At 54.4% G+C, this 16,307-nt stretch carries 16 protein-coding genes; 11 read left to right on the forward strand and 5 right to left on the reverse strand.

The window, feature by feature from the left end; all coding sequences use genetic code 11:
- Positions 1-28 precede the first annotated feature (28 nt).
- From ACMG4N_RS15745 to ACMG4N_RS15760, 4 genes are read right to left on the reverse strand one after another with little or no spacing between them, the layout of a single operon-like run.
- Positions 29-1,579 carry a long-chain-fatty-acid--CoA ligase gene (locus ACMG4N_RS15745; RefSeq protein ID WP_414432373.1) on the reverse strand — a complete coding sequence of 517 codons (1,551 nt, stop codon included), beginning with the start codon at positions 1,577-1,579 and terminating at the stop codon, positions 29-31.
- Between the two features lie 58 nt (positions 1,580-1,637).
- Positions 1,638-2,618, reverse strand: coding sequence for a PaaI family thioesterase (locus tag ACMG4N_RS15750; RefSeq protein ID WP_414432375.1), 981 nt, complete (start codon positions 2,616-2,618; stop codon positions 1,638-1,640).
- Entirely contained in the window at positions 2,593-3,594 is a 1,002-nt protein-coding gene (locus ACMG4N_RS15755; RefSeq protein ID WP_414432377.1) for a BtrH N-terminal domain-containing protein, read from the reverse strand. The genes ACMG4N_RS15750 and ACMG4N_RS15755 overlap by 26 nt, the downstream gene beginning before the upstream one ends.
- Positions 3,594-4,463, reverse strand: coding sequence for a metal-dependent hydrolase (locus ACMG4N_RS15760; RefSeq protein WP_063521616.1), 870 nt, complete (start codon positions 4,461-4,463; stop codon positions 3,594-3,596). Before ACMG4N_RS15760 ends, ACMG4N_RS15755 begins: the two co-directional genes overlap by 1 nt.
- A 256-nt stretch (positions 4,464-4,719) precedes the next feature.
- Between ACMG4N_RS15760 and ACMG4N_RS15765 the strand changes: the two genes are divergently transcribed.
- The 9 genes from ACMG4N_RS15765 to ACMG4N_RS15805 all read left to right on the forward strand — a co-directional run bounded on the left by ACMG4N_RS15765 (position 4,720) and on the right by ACMG4N_RS15805 (position 14,297).
- Entirely contained in the window at positions 4,720-5,265 is a 546-nt protein-coding gene (locus ACMG4N_RS15765; protein WP_414432379.1) for a TetR/AcrR family transcriptional regulator, read from the forward strand.
- Positions 5,262-6,386 (forward strand): efflux RND transporter periplasmic adaptor subunit, encoded by a 1,125-nt coding sequence (locus ACMG4N_RS15770; protein WP_082872392.1) that lies wholly within the window; start codon positions 5,262-5,264, stop codon positions 6,384-6,386. Before ACMG4N_RS15765 ends, ACMG4N_RS15770 begins: the two co-directional genes overlap by 4 nt.
- Before the next feature lie 11 nt (positions 6,387-6,397).
- The gene (locus tag ACMG4N_RS15775; RefSeq protein ID WP_035233487.1) at positions 6,398-9,433 is read left to right on the forward strand and encodes an efflux RND transporter permease subunit; all 3,036 of its coding nucleotides are present in this window, start codon (positions 6,398-6,400) and stop codon (positions 9,431-9,433) included.
- 410 nt (positions 9,434-9,843) lie between these two features.
- Positions 9,844-10,176 carry a hypothetical protein gene (locus ACMG4N_RS15780; RefSeq protein ID WP_035233488.1) on the forward strand — a complete coding sequence of 111 codons (333 nt, stop codon included), beginning with the start codon at positions 9,844-9,846 and terminating at the stop codon, positions 10,174-10,176.
- Positions 10,177-10,249: 73 nt separating this feature from the next.
- Complete coding sequence (gene radC, locus ACMG4N_RS15785) at positions 10,250-10,744, forward strand: RadC family protein (protein ID WP_414432382.1); 495 nt, start codon at positions 10,250-10,252, stop codon at positions 10,742-10,744.
- 40 nt (positions 10,745-10,784) lie between these two features.
- Entirely contained in the window at positions 10,785-11,753 is a 969-nt protein-coding gene (locus ACMG4N_RS15790) for a DUF932 domain-containing protein (RefSeq protein WP_348678254.1), read from the forward strand.
- A gap of 61 nt (positions 11,754-11,814) precedes the next feature.
- Positions 11,815-12,240, forward strand: a complete 426-nt coding sequence (locus ACMG4N_RS15795) for a hypothetical protein (RefSeq protein ID WP_290524107.1) — start codon at positions 11,815-11,817, stop codon at positions 12,238-12,240.
- Positions 12,241-12,330: 90 nt separating this feature from the next.
- Positions 12,331-13,338, forward strand: coding sequence for a YqaJ viral recombinase family protein (locus tag ACMG4N_RS15800; protein ID WP_290524106.1), 1,008 nt, complete (start codon positions 12,331-12,333; stop codon positions 13,336-13,338).
- A gap of 74 nt (positions 13,339-13,412) precedes the next feature.
- Entirely contained in the window at positions 13,413-14,297 is an 885-nt protein-coding gene (locus ACMG4N_RS15805; protein WP_414432385.1) for a hydrolase or metal-binding protein, read from the forward strand.
- Here ACMG4N_RS15805 and ACMG4N_RS15810 read toward each other — a convergent pair.
- Entirely contained in the window at positions 14,294-14,623 is a 330-nt protein-coding gene (locus tag ACMG4N_RS15810; RefSeq protein ID WP_348678277.1) for a helix-turn-helix transcriptional regulator, read from the reverse strand. The two genes, ACMG4N_RS15805 and ACMG4N_RS15810, sit on opposite strands and share 4 nt — an antisense overlap.
- 212 nt (positions 14,624-14,835) lie before the next feature.
- On the opposite strand from ACMG4N_RS15810, the gene ACMG4N_RS15815 reads away from it, so the two are divergent.
- Both ACMG4N_RS15815 and ACMG4N_RS15820 read left to right on the forward strand, forming a co-directional pair.
- On the forward strand, positions 14,836-15,204 hold the full coding sequence (locus ACMG4N_RS15815) for a hypothetical protein (RefSeq protein ID WP_414432386.1): 369 nt from the start codon (positions 14,836-14,838) through the stop codon (positions 15,202-15,204).
- A 340-nt stretch (positions 15,205-15,544) separates the two neighbouring features.
- Positions 15,545-16,285, forward strand: a complete 741-nt coding sequence (locus ACMG4N_RS15820) for a hypothetical protein (RefSeq protein ID WP_414432388.1) — start codon at positions 15,545-15,547, stop codon at positions 16,283-16,285.
- The last annotated feature ends 22 nt before the right edge of the window (positions 16,286-16,307 follow it).

Here is a 16,307-nt window from a genome sequence, read left to right on the forward strand (position 1 = left end):
AATTTCGCAATACAAGGTCATCGATTACTCAATTAACCTGTTTACCGTTGCTCTCCCAAAAGGGGGCTCGCAGTTCGTTTTTCAGCACCTTACCTGCCCCACTCACCGGCAACGACTCGGCCTTAAACTCAACGCTACGAGGCACTTTGTAACCTGCAATTCTTTCACGGCAATGTTCGATAATCTCTGCCTCACTGGCGTGCTCTCCTTCACGCAGCACCACGATTGCATGCACAGCTTCACCCCAGCGTTCATCGGGAATACCAATTACCGCGCACTCCTGTACCGCAGGATGGCCATAAATGGCACCTTCAACTTCAACAGAGAAAATATTTTCTCCACCGCTGATTACCATGTCCTTGGCTCGATCAACGATGAAGACAAATCCATCCTCGTCCATGTAGCCAAGGTCGCCGGTATGTAGCCAACCATTGCGCAAGGTATCAGCGGTTGTTGATTCCATTCCCCAGTAACCCAACATGACGTTTGGTCCCCGCGCACATATTTCGCCAACCGTACCTTGAGATACCACCTGATCATTTTCATCAAGCACCACCACCTCCACACCCAGTGCTGCGCGACCGGCGCTACGTAATTTTTCTCCGCCGGGAATGTGATGTTCTGGCCCGAGTGAGGTAATGATTGGGGAGGCTTCGGTCTGGCCATAGCCCTGAGCAAATGACACTGTCGGCATTTGTTCCATAGCACTAATCAATACCGCCTCTGGCATTGGCGAGGCGCCATACAGCATGCGTTTTATGCTGCTGACATCGTAATTGGCGATGCGACCAGATGAGGCTAGAAGATTGACCATGGTCGGCACCAACAGGGTGTTCGTGACTTTCTCCTGCTCAATGAAAGCCAGCACTTCATCAACATCAAAGCGAGGAACAATGCCATGTGTCCCCGCAGCCAGTGTCACGGCAAACGTGCTGGCCATATCAGCCAAGTGGAACATGGGCCCGGCATGCATATATATGGTGTCACTGTCATAGCCCATCTCGGCAACCACGTTCAGGGCATTGAATACCAGGTTGTCATGACTCAGCATCACGCCTTTTGACCGCCCAGTGGTACCACCGGTATAAAACAGCCCCGCCAGATCGTCACCGCCAGCATTGGCGTCACGGATTCGATCGGCGTTGGCGACAAGGGATTCATAATCAATACACCCTTGTGGACACTCGCCCTCACCTATGAAGACAACATGCTTGATAGACTCAAGCTGTGGCTGTAGCGATGGCAGCAATGCTGCAAAGGTGTCATCAACGAAAAGCACTTTAGAACCTGAGTCATTCAAGGTATAGGCGATTTCAGGTGGTGCGAGCCGAATATTGACGGGATTCACTGCCGCACCGGCCCACGGCACTGCATAGAAATACTCCAGGTAGCGATCGCTGTTTAATGCCAGTATGGCAACCCTGTCACCCGCATTGACGTCCAGACTTAGCAACCCGTTAGCAAGGCATGCGATACGGTCTTCAAACTCTCGCCAGGTTTGCCGCCGGCCAGCAAAAACGGTAGCCGTACCTTGGCCGTTTAATTGAACCGCACGGCGCAAAGTCTGTGAAATATACATAACAGAACTCCTCTATTGAGGCAGAAAAGGAAGGGGGGAGGGTTGTTTATAGATTGGATTAGCTGGAAGTGAGGACTCTCTTATAAATGAAGCGACCTCGGGAAACCTGGGCGCCATCAAGAAACACATCCACAACAACCACAATGAAGCGCTTTCCTTCACGAATAATGTTCGGCTTCGCCACCAACGTACCCGCAAAGGCCGGGCGCAAATAATCCAGAGTCATACTTGAACATACTGGCTTATTTTGTTCAGTCTGATTCGCTGTTAAGTGCGCGCCAGCAACAAGCTCCGCGAAGCTTGCGATAATACCGCCATGAAAAGTCTTGATCAGAGGGTTGCCAATGTGCTGCTCGCGAAACGGCATTTTATAGGTTGCTTCGCCGTTATCGTCCGAGGCCGTCATACCAAGAAATTTTTCGTATGGTGATACATCGCCGGCCACAATAGAGAGAGCGGTTACCCTTTCTGTTTCGAAGCTGATGATTCCTTCATCATCGATTGTGTTTTTCTTGGAGGGGGCTCTCTTATTGCTATCATTCACAGATTGATCAAAGGACGGGCCTGCCGTTCCTATCGCAAAACTGCCTGATACCGACGCCAGCAAATTGTCGCCATCACGCCCAAATGCCTCTCCGCGGACATAGGCAATATTCTCTTCAACTGCAAAACAGGTGACATTACATGCCACCCCTTCGCCAGCCTCGGTTTTAGCGATGAAATCAACGCGCAAGTCAATTGTCGCAATTGGGCGCATGTCGCCGAGGCGCACAAAAATCGCCAAACCACATGCAGTATCAAGCAAGGTAGCGATGGCTCCCCGATGAAGCTTTCCCTGTTGATCACAAACCTCTTCCACACAAGGCATGCTCATTACCGCGCCATCTTTGGTAATGTCATCCATTGCGATACCAAAAACCCTGAACAACGGATGCCCTGAACCAAAAAAAGCCTTTGCGGCAAGCAGTTCTCTCGGGAGTGATGTCTCAGCTGTCATAGTTAGCAACTTTTTATCAGAATGTTGAAGCGGCATCCGCATACCGGGTCTCTGCAACACGCACAGATTCAATGGCGTCCGTTATTGCCTCTTCAGGGAATGTTTCACTTTCGGACCCCTTTCGCAGACAATCAGCCAGAGCGGACCATGCCGCAGCACTCGTGCGCATCAACTCGACCAAGCCTGCCTCATGTATTTCAGGAACAATTTCACTCGCTTCATCGAGAAATTCTGAATACATCGCTCTAAAGCCGCTGCCCCCCGTTCCACGCTTCTCGATCACTTGATAGGCGAAACGGAGCAACCATTGCCATTTATCCACTGCCTTCCAGCGAGGAAGTTCTTGGATCCAAGTTGTTAGCGCTTGAATACCGTGACTCCTGCTTCCTTGCAGGAGATTATCTGCATTCTTCACAATCGCACTGCGCACGTTCTCGGCAGACACCTGAACCGAAACACTTTCGGGTGCGAACAATGAACCATGATGGATAAAGGGTGGCGACAAGGAGAATCTGGCTTCAACCAACTTGTCACGAGGCACCTCTAAAAGCCCTGGGCGCTCGGTATCGCTAACGAGCATCGTCTCGCCCTTCTCGGCTCGCTGCCAGGCGACGATGGCGTGACCGGGGAAATGTGTACTGCTCTTGAAATAAGGAAGGTAAAAAATATCAGTTAAGAGAAGCGCAGGCCGCCCCGCATCAAGATGGGCATCCAGCGCATCGGCGGCAGCACATTTATCTTGCCAAGTTTCCCAGCGAAACGGCACGCCCAGTGTAGAGAACACCGTTTCCTCAAATCCCATTGAACGGACATGGACAATAAACGGGGTGTCCGTGCCTGGTATTTCCACATAAGTAATACCAAGCCCGGCACCCAGCCCGAAGCAGAAAGCTTCCGTCAAATTAAGCCCATGAAACTCCAGCAGGTCTCTGATAGCTGAACTGCCACAGTGACGCCCAGGCCGATGTGTATGAGGAACATCGACGGTACTGGGGACATCCTGCTTGTCTCCATGCATCAGGCTGCCTCACTCACTGGAGCCGGACCGTAAATGGTTTCCGATGCCCGCATCGGATCTCCATGAGTCTCATACTCCGCCAACCACGCGGCAACCTTCTCAGGCATACCGGTATCCCAAGGGTGAAATCCAGGGCGGAACCAAGCGAGGAAATCAGGCAGCATGCCTGTGAGAATACCTTTTCGCCCATAAAGCTTGTTCAGGCCTCGCAGAATCACACCAGGCTGGCGCGTTACGCCATCAAGCTTGAGCATATTCCAAAATACTGGAGCCACGACAAGGTGAACCATCAGGGTCGCAACCACCAACGCAGACGCGCGCGTCAAGTAGCCTCCACCTGCTGCGCCCTGATAAAGATCATAGGCCACGGCCTTGTGCTCTACTTCTTCGACCCCGTGCCACAGAAATAGCGCTCTCATGACGGGGTCAGCCTCGCTAAACATCTCGCTCTTCTCGCTGACCATGGTTTCGCCCAGGGTTGCCGTAAAGTGCTCAAACGCCGCCGTCATGGCGAGCTGATACTTCTTCGGCAGGTACTTTTGTGTGGTGCGAATAAAGGTCCTTAGATTCGCAGTGACCTTATCCACATCCACGCCCTGGCTGGCCATCACATCGTTGAAACGATCATGGACAATCCCATGCTGACCTTCTTGCCGAATAAAGTGGCGAATATCCTCACTCAGCTGATCATCTGTCACCTGATCCTTGAAGTTACGCACTGATTGGATAAAGAAGCGCTCTCCCTCCGGGAAATGCACTGAGAGAGCATCAAAAAAGCGGGTCAGCACGGGATCACCGCCATTCCAGTGCCTTGGCACTGATGAGACATCAAAGGCGACTTTGCGCGGCTTAATCGGGATAGATTTCATGGCTCCTCCAAATAGACAGGGCTCTTCAGGATGGTCAAGCCGCAAAAAAGGCGGCACTTTCGAAACATGTTATTTGGCCATACAACCAAATGTCAATGCCAGAGGAATAATTCAAACCACCAACAGCATATGAACGAACCCGGGCGATCATCCAACCCCTTAAAACACAGCTATCCACACCAAGACCAAGGAACTGGCTACTTTACCGTCTAGTTGGTACATTAAGCAGACCATGTAGTTCGTACTAGGAACCGCCATGAACACCACCTCCACTCGTGACATGATCTTGGATGCTGCTCAGCGCATAGCCGTAGAGCACGGATCCGGGCGCATTACCCTTGACAAAGTTGCCCGTGAAAGCGGCTTCAGCAAAGGCGGGCTTCTCTACCACTTTGCCACTAAGGAAGCCCTATTCCAGGCAATGCTCGAACGCCTAATCGCCCGCACCAGAACAGTTCGTGAGACGCATGAGCAAACGCTGTCGGGCCAGCCCTGGAGCGTCCTGCGCGCCATGCTTGCAGCAAGGATGGATCCTGAGGTGCTCGACCCCAGGGTCACCATGGCCATACTGACCTCAGCCGCTGAGCAGCCGGCCCTTCTCGACCCGCTGCGTCAATACATTCAGCAAACCCGCAAACGTATCCTCGAAGAAGAACGGGAATCTCCCACGGCATGGTTGCTGTGGGCAGCCGCCGACGGCCTGTTGTTCCAGGAATTACTTGATATCTCACCGGTACCCAGCGACCAACGCAGACTGGTTTACCAACAACTGCAACGACTGGCCAAGGATCTGCTCAAATGAAACAAGATCCAGCATCCTTTTCCGGCATGCATTCACACGCCAAAAGCGTGTCACCAATACCGCTACGCAATGGCTGCATTACTCTTGCTATCTTGGTCTACGCTACCCTGTTGCTGTCATCCTGCGGCGGCAATGATAAAGCAGCAATGGAGCCCCGTACGGTCCGCCTCTACCAAGTCAGCAGTAATAATAACTTTCAAGCAGCTCGCCACTTCGTCGGTCGCGTCGACGCAGTCAACACAGTAGACCTGTCTTTTCAGGTGAGTGGCCGCATCATCGATATGCCGGTCCATCAGGGCAAGTTTGTTGCTAAGGGAACACTAATCGCCGCGCTTGATTCATCTGATTATCAACTCGCGGTGCGCGAAGCTGAACTACAACTCGAACAGGCCTCGCGCGATCTTGAGAGAACCCGTACCTTGTTCGAACGGGGCACACTGCCGCAAGCAAAATTCGATCAGGCCGAAACCGCATACAAACTGCGTAAAGTTGCTCTTGTTACTGCACAACGAAACCTTGCCTACACACGCATCCTCGCACCGTTCGATGCACTGGTAACACGACGACTGGTCGATCCGTTCACCAACGTACCCGCTGGCGCACAAATCGTGCGAGTGCAAAACGTGGAGGAATTCCGTGTTCACATCAACGTCCCGGAGAACTTGATGGCGACTCTTGAATCACCGGAACGACTGATGGCCGACGCAATTTTCGGTAACGACTCGGAGCATCCGTTGCCGCTCAAATATCACGAACATGAAACTGAGCCGAATTCCGTAGCACAATCCTATCGCGTCACCTTCAGCTTGGCGCGCCAGCACGAAAAGACAATTTTACCGGGTATGACCGTTACGGTGCGTGTAAGTGAAGCCAGCAACCGCCCGGATGCCATGATTGACATTCCCCAGTCCGCACTTGACAGCGATGCCGAAGGCAAATTCCGTGTGTGGGTTTACCAACCGAAAAAATCTGTGGTGACTGCACAGCCGGTCAAGGTACATGGCGTCACCAAGCAGGGCCACGCTCTGGTCGCCGGTCTCTCAGGTAACGAACAGGTTGTTAGTGCTGGCGTGCGGCTATTGCACGATAACATGCCCGTAACCCCATTCAACGGATTCTGATAGGGCGCCTCATGGATATCGCACGCACCTCCATCAAGCGTCCTGTCAACACCTGGCTGATTATACTTGCATGCCTGCTCGGCGGCTTGTGGGGAATGAACAATATTGGCCGCCTCGAAGACCCTGCCTTCACCATCAAGATGGCACTGGTGGTCACGCCCTACCCTGGCGCCACCGCAGTAGAAGTAGAAAAGGAAATCACCGAGCCGCTGGAATCCGCCATCCAGCAATTACCACAGCTGAAACGACTGACCTCGCGATCTCGCCCCGGTGAGTCTATTATCAAGGTCGAGATAAAGAACCAGTATGACGGCGACACAATGCCGCAAGTTTGGGATGAACTGCGACGCAAGGTCGGTGACGCACAAAGCTTCCTGCCAATTGGGGCTTTAAATTCCACTGTCCATGATGACTATGGCGATGTGTTCGGAATTTTCTTTGCGGTCGTCGCACCAGACCTAACTGATTCCGAGGTACGCGAGCTCTCGCGCTTCCTACGCCGCGAGTTATTGAATGTGCCAAATGTGTCGAAAGTCACCACCGCAGGCGAGCCGTCAGAAGTCATTTATGTGGATATCTCCCAAGAAAGCCTGGTCAGCCTCGGCATTCCGCTGGAAGTAGTGCTCAACGCTCTACAATCGGAAAACCGCATGCAATCCGGCGGTTCTTTTAAAATCGATGGACGCCGCATTCGCATTAGCGGCGAACCCGGTTTTGATTCAGTCGCAGCCATTGAGGCGTTACGCATCGGTCGACCCGGTTCCACGGAGCAATTCAGCCTGAGCGATGTGGCGTCCGTATACCGCGCTACCGACGATATCCCCAGGGAACTTATCAATTATGATGGCGAAAGGGCGTTCACCCTCGCTATCGCCGGCCTGCAAAATGCCAACATTGTCGAGGTAGGGCACGCGGTCAACGAGCACCTTGATAAAATTCGCCACCATATTCCGTTAGGTGTGCATATTAAGCCGATTTACCAGCAGCACCTTGTGGTTGACAAAGCGATTGATGACTTCCTTGCCAGTCTTGCATTGTCAGTGGCTATTGTAATCTGTGTCCTTTGTCTGGCCATGGGCTGGCGCGTCGGAGTTGCCGTCGGCAGCACCCTTTTACTTACCGTGCTTGGCACAGTGTTTTTTATGGCAATTTTTGCCATCGAAATGGAGCGCATTTCTCTCGGCGCCTTGATTATCGCCATGGGGATGCTAGTTGATAATGCCATCGTCATTGCCGAAGGTATGCTAATCGGTATCCAGCGCGGCAAAAGTGCCGAGAATGCCGCAAGCGAAGCCTGTCGTCGCACCCAAATCCCGCTGCTTGGCGCCACTGTTATCGGCATCATGGCATTTTCCGGGATCGGCCTGTCGCAAGACGTGACCGGCGAATTCCTGTTCTCGCTGTTCGCAGTTATTTCCATTTCACTGTTGTTAAGTTGGCTGCTGGCGATCACTGTTACGCCACTTATGGGCCACTATTTGTTTGATGGCCACCAGTATGAAGAAGGCGAAGATCCCTACGCGCATGCAAGCTACGGCAAGTACCGCATGATCCTTCTGCTTGCACTAAAAAACCGAGGCATCACCGTTACCGCACTAGTTATGATTACCGTAATTTCGATAGTCGGCTTCGGTTTTGTTCGACATGCTTTCTTCCCGCCATCGAACATGCCAATGTTCTACCTTAATGTGTGGCTACGTCAGGGTGCCGATATACAAGAAACCGCGCGGCAGATAAGCGAAATAGAAAGTCTGATTCTCGCTCACGATGAAGTAGAAGCAGTCACCACCTTTGTTGGCCAGGGCGCCAGCCGCTTCATGCTGACTTATGAACCGGAGCTACCAAATCCATCCTATGGTCAGCTGATCGTGCGCGTAACTAATCGTCAGTTGATTAACGGCCTGATTGATGAATTAAGAGTAGTTCTAGCAAACCAATATCCGTCCCTCGAGGTGTACCCACAAACGATGATGTTCGGCCCTGGTGGCGGGGCCAAGATTGAGGCACGCTTTAAGGGCAACGATCCTGCTGTGCTTCGTCAACTTGGTGAGCAAGCACAACAAATTTTCCAAGAGAGTAATGTTGTGCAAGATATCAGAATCGATTGGCGTACGCGGGAGGTTGTCGTGGTACCGCATTTCGATGAAGAACGAGCACGTATCGCCGGCGTTGGCCGTGCAGAAGTGAAAACGTCATCACTATTTGCCACTACCGGTATCCAAGCCGGCACCTACCGCGAATATGACTCGCAAATACCAATTGTGGTACGTCCTCCCAGCGAGGAACGTGGCAGCGTCAGCAAACTCGGCAACCGTGTTATGTGGAGCAGCGCCGAACAGACCTACGTTCCTGTTAGCCAGGTGCTAAGCGGACTAGAAATTGCCACCGAAGAATCCCTTATTCATCGGCGCAACCGTATACGCGCGCTCAAAGTTCAGGCCGAACCGATTGGCGACCTGACTGCCGACCAAGCATTGCGACAATTACATAACGCGGTGGAAACGCTACCGCTGCCAAAAGGTTATGCTCTGGAATGGGGCGGCGAATATGAGAAAGCCAGCGAAGCGCAAGCGTCCCTGGCGAAACAGGTACCGCTGGGGATCCTTGTGATGCTGGTAATTTCAGTATTATTGTTCGGAAAGGTCCGTCAGCCGCTGATAATCTGGCTGATCGTACCAATGTCGATCTGTGGCGTGAGCATCGGCCTGTTACTAACTGGTCAGCCATTCACTTTCATGGCAATGCTCGGCTTCCTCAGCCTTTCCGGAATGCTGATGAAAAATGCCATCGTGTTAATTGACGAAGTCGACGCACAGGTCAAGGACGGTAAGCTAATGAGAGATGCACTAGTCGATGGCAGCGTCAGCCGCCTGCGCCCCGTGATCCTCGCGGCCTTCACCACCATTCTCGGCATGATACCTCTGATGTGGGACGCCTTCTTTTCGAGCATGGCGATTACTATCATGGGGGGGCTTGCCTTCGCCACTCTGCTTACCATGGTGGCAATACCTGTGCTTTATTCACTTTTCTTCCGCGTGCGGTTCTAGGCGGGCTCTTGAAAACTCCGCAGACTAACATAGCTTAGCATGAGCCCTCGCACTCTTCTTGGATTATATGATCCAGCCGATAGTGCATGCATCTATCCAAACAACATTTATCACAACTTCTCTTGCGACATAGAGCGCACTTCCATTTGGGCGAACATTACCCCCAACTGAATAGCGAATTTTGCTATTCATATTCTCGTCTTTCACGATCGCAATTCAACACATGTGATTTACAAAAGTCTACGGACTACAGGCAGCACAAAGAGACATAAAACTCTGACAACCTATCAAAGCGCCTCTATCTCCTTGGCTTTCACATAAACAGCTCTAATCTAATTATTTTCAAACACATATCACCTCCATGAAGCCGGGAAGGAATGTCCTTCCTGACCCCATCTCATGGAGGTTTCATGATCATTCAATGTCCGTCCTGCCGCTCCATCCGAATCGTCGCCCTGCAAAATGGCCGCAAGGTTGGCGGGACTGTTGGCACGGCTGCCGGCGCTGCCAGTGGGTTTGCCATGGCGACCAGTGGTGCTCGGGTTGGCGCTACTGTCGGCTTGGCGTTTGGCCCTGCCGGGTCCGCCATCGGCGGTATCGCAGGTGCCGTGCTCGGCGGTCTAGCTGGTGGCGTTGCCGGAGGTGAAGCCGGTGCCGCGCTGGGAGCCAAGCTCGACGAGACCTATCTCGACAACCTGGAATGCCTGGACTGCGGACACAGCTTCCGCCTCGATTCTGAGTAACCCCCTCTTCCCTTTGCCCACCACTCCGAAGCCCGCCTTGTGCGGGCTTCTTTATGCCCCTTTGGAGGCCTGAATGGATATTCCCACTTTCGTAAAGAACGAGCAGGGCCTGTACCACGTACAGGGCTGCGTTAAACCCGAGGAGATCGTCAGTACGGCGGCCACCATCCTGCTGGATGAGCTTACCGACCGGGAGGCCCTGACCGCGCCTACCGATGTCGCCCAGTTCCTGCAACTGGCTCTGGCACAGGAGAAAAACGAAGTCTTCTCGGCCATCTTCCTCAACAACAAGCACAAGGTGCTCAGTTTCGAGACCTTGTTCAACGGCACCATTGATAGCTCCGCTGTTTACCCCCGCGTGGTAGTGCAACGCGCTCTGGACTGCAATGCCGCAGCCATCATCTTCGCCCATAACCACCCTTCCGGTTGCAGTGAGCCCTCCACTGCCGACCGGCAAATCACCAAACGCCTCAAGGACGCCCTCGCGCTGATCGATGTTCGGGTGCTGGATCACTTTGTGGTGTCCCGTTCTGGCTACATCAGCCTGGCTGAACGCGGCTGGCTCTAACCCTGCCCTTTGGCATTTCTTAGTTATTAGGAGATTCACCATGGCACATCTTGTCGAAAACATGGCCTACGTCGGCCGTACCCCCTGGCACGGGCTGGGCAACCAGCTAGCCACCCAACAACCCCTGGAAGTCTGGATGCGTGAGGCCGGCATGAACTGGGAGATCCGTGAGACCCCGGTTCGCTTTATCAGCAGCGAAGCAGGCTCCCTCGGGCAGATCTCATCGTTCCCGGATCAGAAGGTGCTGTTCCGCTCTGACAATCAAGAGCCCCTGTCGGTAGTGAGTAACCGCTTCAAGGTGGTTCAGCCCCGTGAGGTGCTGGAGTTCTACCGGGATCTTACCGAGCAATCCGGCTTCGAGCTGGAGACCGCGGGCGTCCTGAAAGGGGGCCGCAAGCTGTGGGCTCTGGCGCGTACCGGGCAGTCCGGCACGTTGGCAGGCAATGACCAAACCAACGGCTATGTGCTGCTAGCTACCGCCTGTGACGGTACCCTGGCCACCACAGCGCAGTTCACCAGTATCCGGGTGGTGTGTAACAACACTCTCGCCGTCGCACTGAATGGCAACACCCACGCGGTGAAAGTGCGCCACAACACCACCTTCGACCCGCAATCGGTGAAGAAACAGCTGGGTATTTCTGTCTCTGCCTGGGATGACTTCATGTATCGCCTGAAGGCCCTCAGCGAGCGCCGCATCACCCGCAAGACGGCCGAGAAGGTCATACAGACCATCTTCACCGATACCGCCTATCAGCCACCGGGCATGCCGGTGAAGGCCAACGAACAGGCCATGAAGAAAGCCATGTCACTCTATGACGGCGCAGGACGCGGATCGGATCTGACATCCGCAAAGAACACAGCCTACGGCCTGCTCAATGCGGTCACCGAGTTCGTGGACCATGAGCGGCGAGCCCGCAGCACCGACAACCGGCTGGACTCAGCCTGGTTCGGCAAGGGTGCCCAGATCAAGCAACGCGCTCTGGAACAAACCTCCCTACTGGTCGCCTGATACCGGTCTGATCTTTCTCCCCTATCTCTATTCCCGCTTCAAAGAAAACCTGGAGAACACCATGAATCTGAAATGGCTCTACCGCCTGTTGGCGGTATGGGACTGCCGCCCTATGCCTGCTGAATTGGCAGCGGTGTGGGGCGCGTTCCTGCATGAAGGCCTGATGTGTCATCCCGGCGATCCGGGACGCAGTCGCCGCATCCTGGAGACCTGGGACAGTGGCTGCATCGAGCTGATCATCGCCTCCTGTGAATACCTGGACCCACTGTGGCAGACCGTCTCCCACGTCTGGTTCGAACCCCGTGGACGCCCCGGCATCTTCGAGTATGAAGTGGTCAGCGAGCTGGGCGAATGGCTGGGTGAGCAACTGCTCACTACCGGCCATCTCCCCAGCGACAAGCAGGCTGAGCACTATATCGAAGCGTTGGTGAATGACTTCTTCGAGATAGGCGATGAGCCATCCTCGTCGTCAGGTCGCGCCGCATGATGCCATTTAGGCATCACTCACTCTCCATCCCTTCCCTTACGTCTAGCCCCGGCCATTGTGCCGGGGCTTTTCTTTGTCAGGAGAACACTCATGGCACAACCGAAAAGCACGATTCCCACCCAGCGCCCTGCCCTGCGCCTGGTGTCCACCAAACGCATGAGCCGCGAAGACTGGCTGAAGGTCCGCAAGCAAGGCATTGGCGCCAGTGATGCGGCTGCCGCTGTGGGCATCAGCCCGTACCAGTCACCGCTGGAGCTGTGGATGATCAAGACCGGGCGCGATGGTCTGCTCCCGGCTCCCGATCCGGATGACATCCAGTCACCCTTGTACTGGGGCACCCTGCTGGAGCCCAAGGTGGCCGAGGCTTACGCCAAGATCACCGGCAACAAGGTCCGGCGTGTGAATGCCGTGCTGCAGCACCCGGATGAGGACAAGCCCTGGATGCTCGCCAATCTGGATTACGCCGTGGCGGGTAACGATGACGTACAGATCCTCGAGTGCAAGACCACCGGCCAGTACGGCGCCAAGCTCTGGGCCGATGGGGTTCCCGAGTACATCCAATGCCAAGTGCAGCATCAGCTAGCGGTCACCGGAAAGCAGGCTGCCGATGTGGCCGTGTTGATCTGCGGGCAGGAGTTGCAGATTCACCGGATCGAACGTGATGAGGCGTTGATCACTCACCTGTACGAGCTGGAGCGGGAGTTCTGGCAGCTGGTGGAAGCGGATACGCCACCGGACCCCGATGGCTCCGACTCTGCCGGGAACGCCCTGCAAGCGCTCTACCCCCAGGACAAAGGGGAAACCGTGGATCTCACGGACAACCCAGCCATGGAAGGCGACTTCAATGAGCTGCTGGATCTGCGTGACACCCTGGGCCGGTTAAACGAGCGGGAATCCACCCTCAAGCAACGCATCCAGCAGACCATGGGGCTGGCCAGCAAGGCCACCTTCACAGAGGGCTCTGTGACCTGGAAGCGCAGCAAGGACTCCACCAGCCTGGATACGAAAGCTCTGCTGCAGGATCAACCTGATCTGCTCAAGCAGTACCCCAAGCACAAGGCCGGGAGTCGTCGCTTCCTGGTTCGCCCCAATGCCTAACCCTCTACGACTCACGGCAAAACAGCCGGGCCATGCCCGGCTGCGTCTATGTCAGTTGCCATCAGGAGAATCCCATGATTAAAGGACTCGCGATTACCCCACCCGTGATCGGTCGCATCAGCATCGGTCGCATGGTGGAGAAGAACGGCAAGCGTCTGCCCGAGAAAGACGACCAGTTCACCCTCACCACCCAGATCCAGACCAAGGAAGGCTGGCTGCCCCACCCGCTGGATGAGGCCCTGCGCCAGGACACCAAGGGCAACAAACTCCGCAGCATCCCTATTACCCTGCCCTTCAATGACCCGGACCTGAACCTGCGAGCGGAGTACACCTTCTTTGACCGCAAGAGCGGCAGGCCGCTGTGTGCAGGCAATGGGGAGACATGCCGGCGGCATACCGAGAATGGCCTGTCATCACTAGACTGCCCCTCCCCGGATCTGTGCGACTACGGCAGCCATGGGCTGTGTAAGCCCTATGGTCGTCTGTATGTCCGTATCGGGAATGACGATGAATTAGGCTGTTTTGTGTTCCGGACCACCGGCTACAACAGCATCCGCACTCTGGCAGCACGACTGCGCTACTTCCACGCCATCAGTGGCGGCAACCTGGCCACCCTACCGCTGGAGCTCAAGCTGCGCTGCAAGAGCACCACGCAAAGCCATCGGGCGCCGATCTACTACGTGGACCTGACCCTGCGGGCCGATCAGACCCTGAAAGAAGCCGTCACCCACGCCAGGGAGGAAGCCAAGGGGCGAGAGAATTTGGGGATTCACCAGACGGAGCTGGACAAGGTTGCTCAGGCAGGGCTGATGAACGCCTGGTTCGAGTATGGTGAGGATGAGGGATTACAGGTGGTGGAGGAGTTTTCTGGCGAGGGATCAATCCAAAACAAGGACTCCCGTCCCCAATCGACTTCTGGACTCAGCAATAAGCTGGCAGGTAAGCAGTCTGCCGGTTAATCCAGAAGGGCCTTCAGGCCTTCCTGGCGGCTACGAGAAAGTTTGCGGTAACGCTTGAGCAGATGCGCTTCAGCTTCACTGCGGACTTCCGCGCCGTAGGCACCCGCAGGATCGGCGACGCCACCCGCTTCATCACCACAAATCAGGTAATCAAGCGAAACACCTAGCACCTGTTTCAGGGCAGGAAGAAGACGAAAGCCTGGAGCGTCACGACCATTCTCCCAAGCGGAAACCGTGGATTTGGTGACATCCAACTCAAAGCCCAACTGTTCCTGAGTCAGCCCCAATGCCAACCGGGCCGCTTTCAGGCGCTCGGGAAAACTCATCACGCCCACTCCACCAAATCAGATGAAGCAACGCTACGGCAGAGCCATACCTCTGTCGTATCACTACGCTTGACCTTGATAGTATTGCATTGCAATACTTTCTGCGTCTTGGATCACATAACCCACCAACAAGCACCTTCTTTAGGCAGGGCACGCTGCTCATGCCTGCCCGGGGATCTCAGGAAGAACCAACTCAAACAAGGAGAAAGACAATGGAAGACTTTGACGCCAGCAATAGCGATGTAGAGCAACAGGAGATCAGCAGCATCCAAAAATCCGCGATTGGCTGGGGCATCGCAGCCCTGGTGCTGGCCATCATCATGGTGAGCTACAACAACTCAACCATGGTGCTGGGGGCCGGTATGATGGCCAAGATATTCGCAGCCATCGTGGGAACCGTAATCGGCACTATTGGCGCCTTGATTGGTGACGCTATTCGCCGTTTCGCCAAGCCCGACATGATGTTCACCAGTGGCGGCATGGGGTCACTGATCTGGATCAAGCTGTTCTGGATGATGGGACCGCAAACCGTAGGACTGGTCATTGGCGTAGCCCTGGGCATCAGCCTGGTATTGATGTAAGGGAGCACCATGAGAAGACCGATCAGCACCGCCTTGCTTGTCTTGACTCTGATTTCTGCCGGGTGCTCAGACGATCCTATGGGCAAGGTCAAAGGAGAGTTCCTCGCGGGGTGCACGCAAAACGCCCCTACCGAGATGTGCCGCTGCGCCTTCAATAAGCTGGCTCAACAGTACTCCACCGAGGAGCTGGAAGGTTTCAGCCAGGGCCAGGGGAATGTCAGACGTTTCTACACCAGTGTCGCTAAAGCTGGCGTGGAATGCCGATGATCCCCTCCTCCTAGCCCAAGACCTACTGCCAGGCAGAGTCCTCCTTATCCAATTAACACCCAAAGGTATTCACATGGAAAAATCACTCATCAAAACCATCATCATGTACATGGCTATTTTCTCACTGGCAGGTTGCGGTGAGACATATGACGCAGACAATCCCACCGAGAGCGTTAATGTCCTTAAAACTGAGCTTGAAAATCAAGCAGCGGTAGCTGAATTCGACGAGCTGTGGGATATTTACCAGCGGGGCTACGTCAATGACCAGGCAGAAGCCACGGGTCCAGACTACTCCCGTTTCGACGGCATGAACGCTGAAGAGATGCACAAAGAGTTGAGGGAATACGTCGACTGGATCGATGTTAGTGGTATGTTTATCGCTCCTCCTGGTTATATCGATGGCTTGGCCGGCAATAGCAACAAGAACACCTCACAGCAGCAACAACAAACAACCGCGCCGCTGTCTATCGAGAAGCAAGGGAACAGCCTGTACTTCACCGCCAGAGAAGATGAGGTCATCATTGAAGACATTATTGTCGACCGTGGTAACTGTGTTGTGTATCACCCACGCGCCTGGCGCTCTAAACCGGTATCTCTTGGGGAAAAACTCGCGCTTAAAAAGAAAGGAGAGATCACACAAACAATTCCCCACGGCAATGTCCCAGGGGCTTATCTTTACTACTGGTACCGTAAACCTTTCCCGGTCGCTGTTAAGTTTGGTAAGCGTATCCATCGAACCGTAAGTAGTAACTGCGGCGCTATTGAAGTTACGGCTGTCACCGATAAAGGTGAGTGGACCTGGAAAACGCAGTAACCTTAACCGTGAAGCGCCAATC

This window comes from Alcanivorax sp. IL2 (assembly GCF_047495475.1).
In the GTDB taxonomy this organism is placed as follows: domain Bacteria; phylum Pseudomonadota; class Gammaproteobacteria; order Pseudomonadales; family Alcanivoracaceae; genus Alcanivorax.

Excerpts from the sequence above, each read along its gene's own strand:
- ACMG4N_RS15745 (WP_414432373.1), bottom strand. The coding sequence starts at position 1,579 with ATGTATATTTCACAGACTTTGCGCCGTGCGGTTCAATTAAACGGCCAA.
- ACMG4N_RS15750 (WP_414432375.1), bottom strand. The coding sequence starts at position 2,618 with ATGCGGATGCCGCTTCAACATTCTGATAAAAAGTTGCTAACTATGACA.
- ACMG4N_RS15755 (WP_414432377.1), bottom strand. The coding sequence starts at position 3,594 with ATGCATGGAGACAAGCAGGATGTCCCCAGTACCGTCGATGTTCCTCAT.
- ACMG4N_RS15760 (WP_063521616.1), bottom strand. The coding sequence starts at position 4,463 with ATGAAATCTATCCCGATTAAGCCGCGCAAAGTCGCCTTTGATGTCTCA.
- ACMG4N_RS15765 (WP_414432379.1), top strand. The coding sequence starts at position 4,720 with ATGAACACCACCTCCACTCGTGACATGATCTTGGATGCTGCTCAGCGC.
- ACMG4N_RS15770 (WP_082872392.1), top strand. The coding sequence starts at position 5,262 with ATGAAACAAGATCCAGCATCCTTTTCCGGCATGCATTCACACGCCAAA.
- ACMG4N_RS15775 (WP_035233487.1), top strand. The coding sequence starts at position 6,398 with ATGGATATCGCACGCACCTCCATCAAGCGTCCTGTCAACACCTGGCTG.
- ACMG4N_RS15780 (WP_035233488.1), top strand. The coding sequence starts at position 9,844 with ATGATCATTCAATGTCCGTCCTGCCGCTCCATCCGAATCGTCGCCCTG.
- radC (WP_414432382.1), top strand. The coding sequence starts at position 10,250 with ATGGATATTCCCACTTTCGTAAAGAACGAGCAGGGCCTGTACCACGTA.
- ACMG4N_RS15790 (WP_348678254.1), top strand. The coding sequence starts at position 10,785 with ATGGCACATCTTGTCGAAAACATGGCCTACGTCGGCCGTACCCCCTGG.
- ACMG4N_RS15795 (WP_290524107.1), top strand. The coding sequence starts at position 11,815 with ATGAATCTGAAATGGCTCTACCGCCTGTTGGCGGTATGGGACTGCCGC.
- ACMG4N_RS15800 (WP_290524106.1), top strand. The coding sequence starts at position 12,331 with ATGGCACAACCGAAAAGCACGATTCCCACCCAGCGCCCTGCCCTGCGC.
- ACMG4N_RS15805 (WP_414432385.1), top strand. The coding sequence starts at position 13,413 with ATGATTAAAGGACTCGCGATTACCCCACCCGTGATCGGTCGCATCAGC.
- ACMG4N_RS15810 (WP_348678277.1), bottom strand. The coding sequence starts at position 14,623 with ATGAGTTTTCCCGAGCGCCTGAAAGCGGCCCGGTTGGCATTGGGGCTG.
- ACMG4N_RS15815 (WP_414432386.1), top strand. The coding sequence starts at position 14,836 with ATGGAAGACTTTGACGCCAGCAATAGCGATGTAGAGCAACAGGAGATC.
- ACMG4N_RS15820 (WP_414432388.1), top strand. The coding sequence starts at position 15,545 with ATGGAAAAATCACTCATCAAAACCATCATCATGTACATGGCTATTTTC.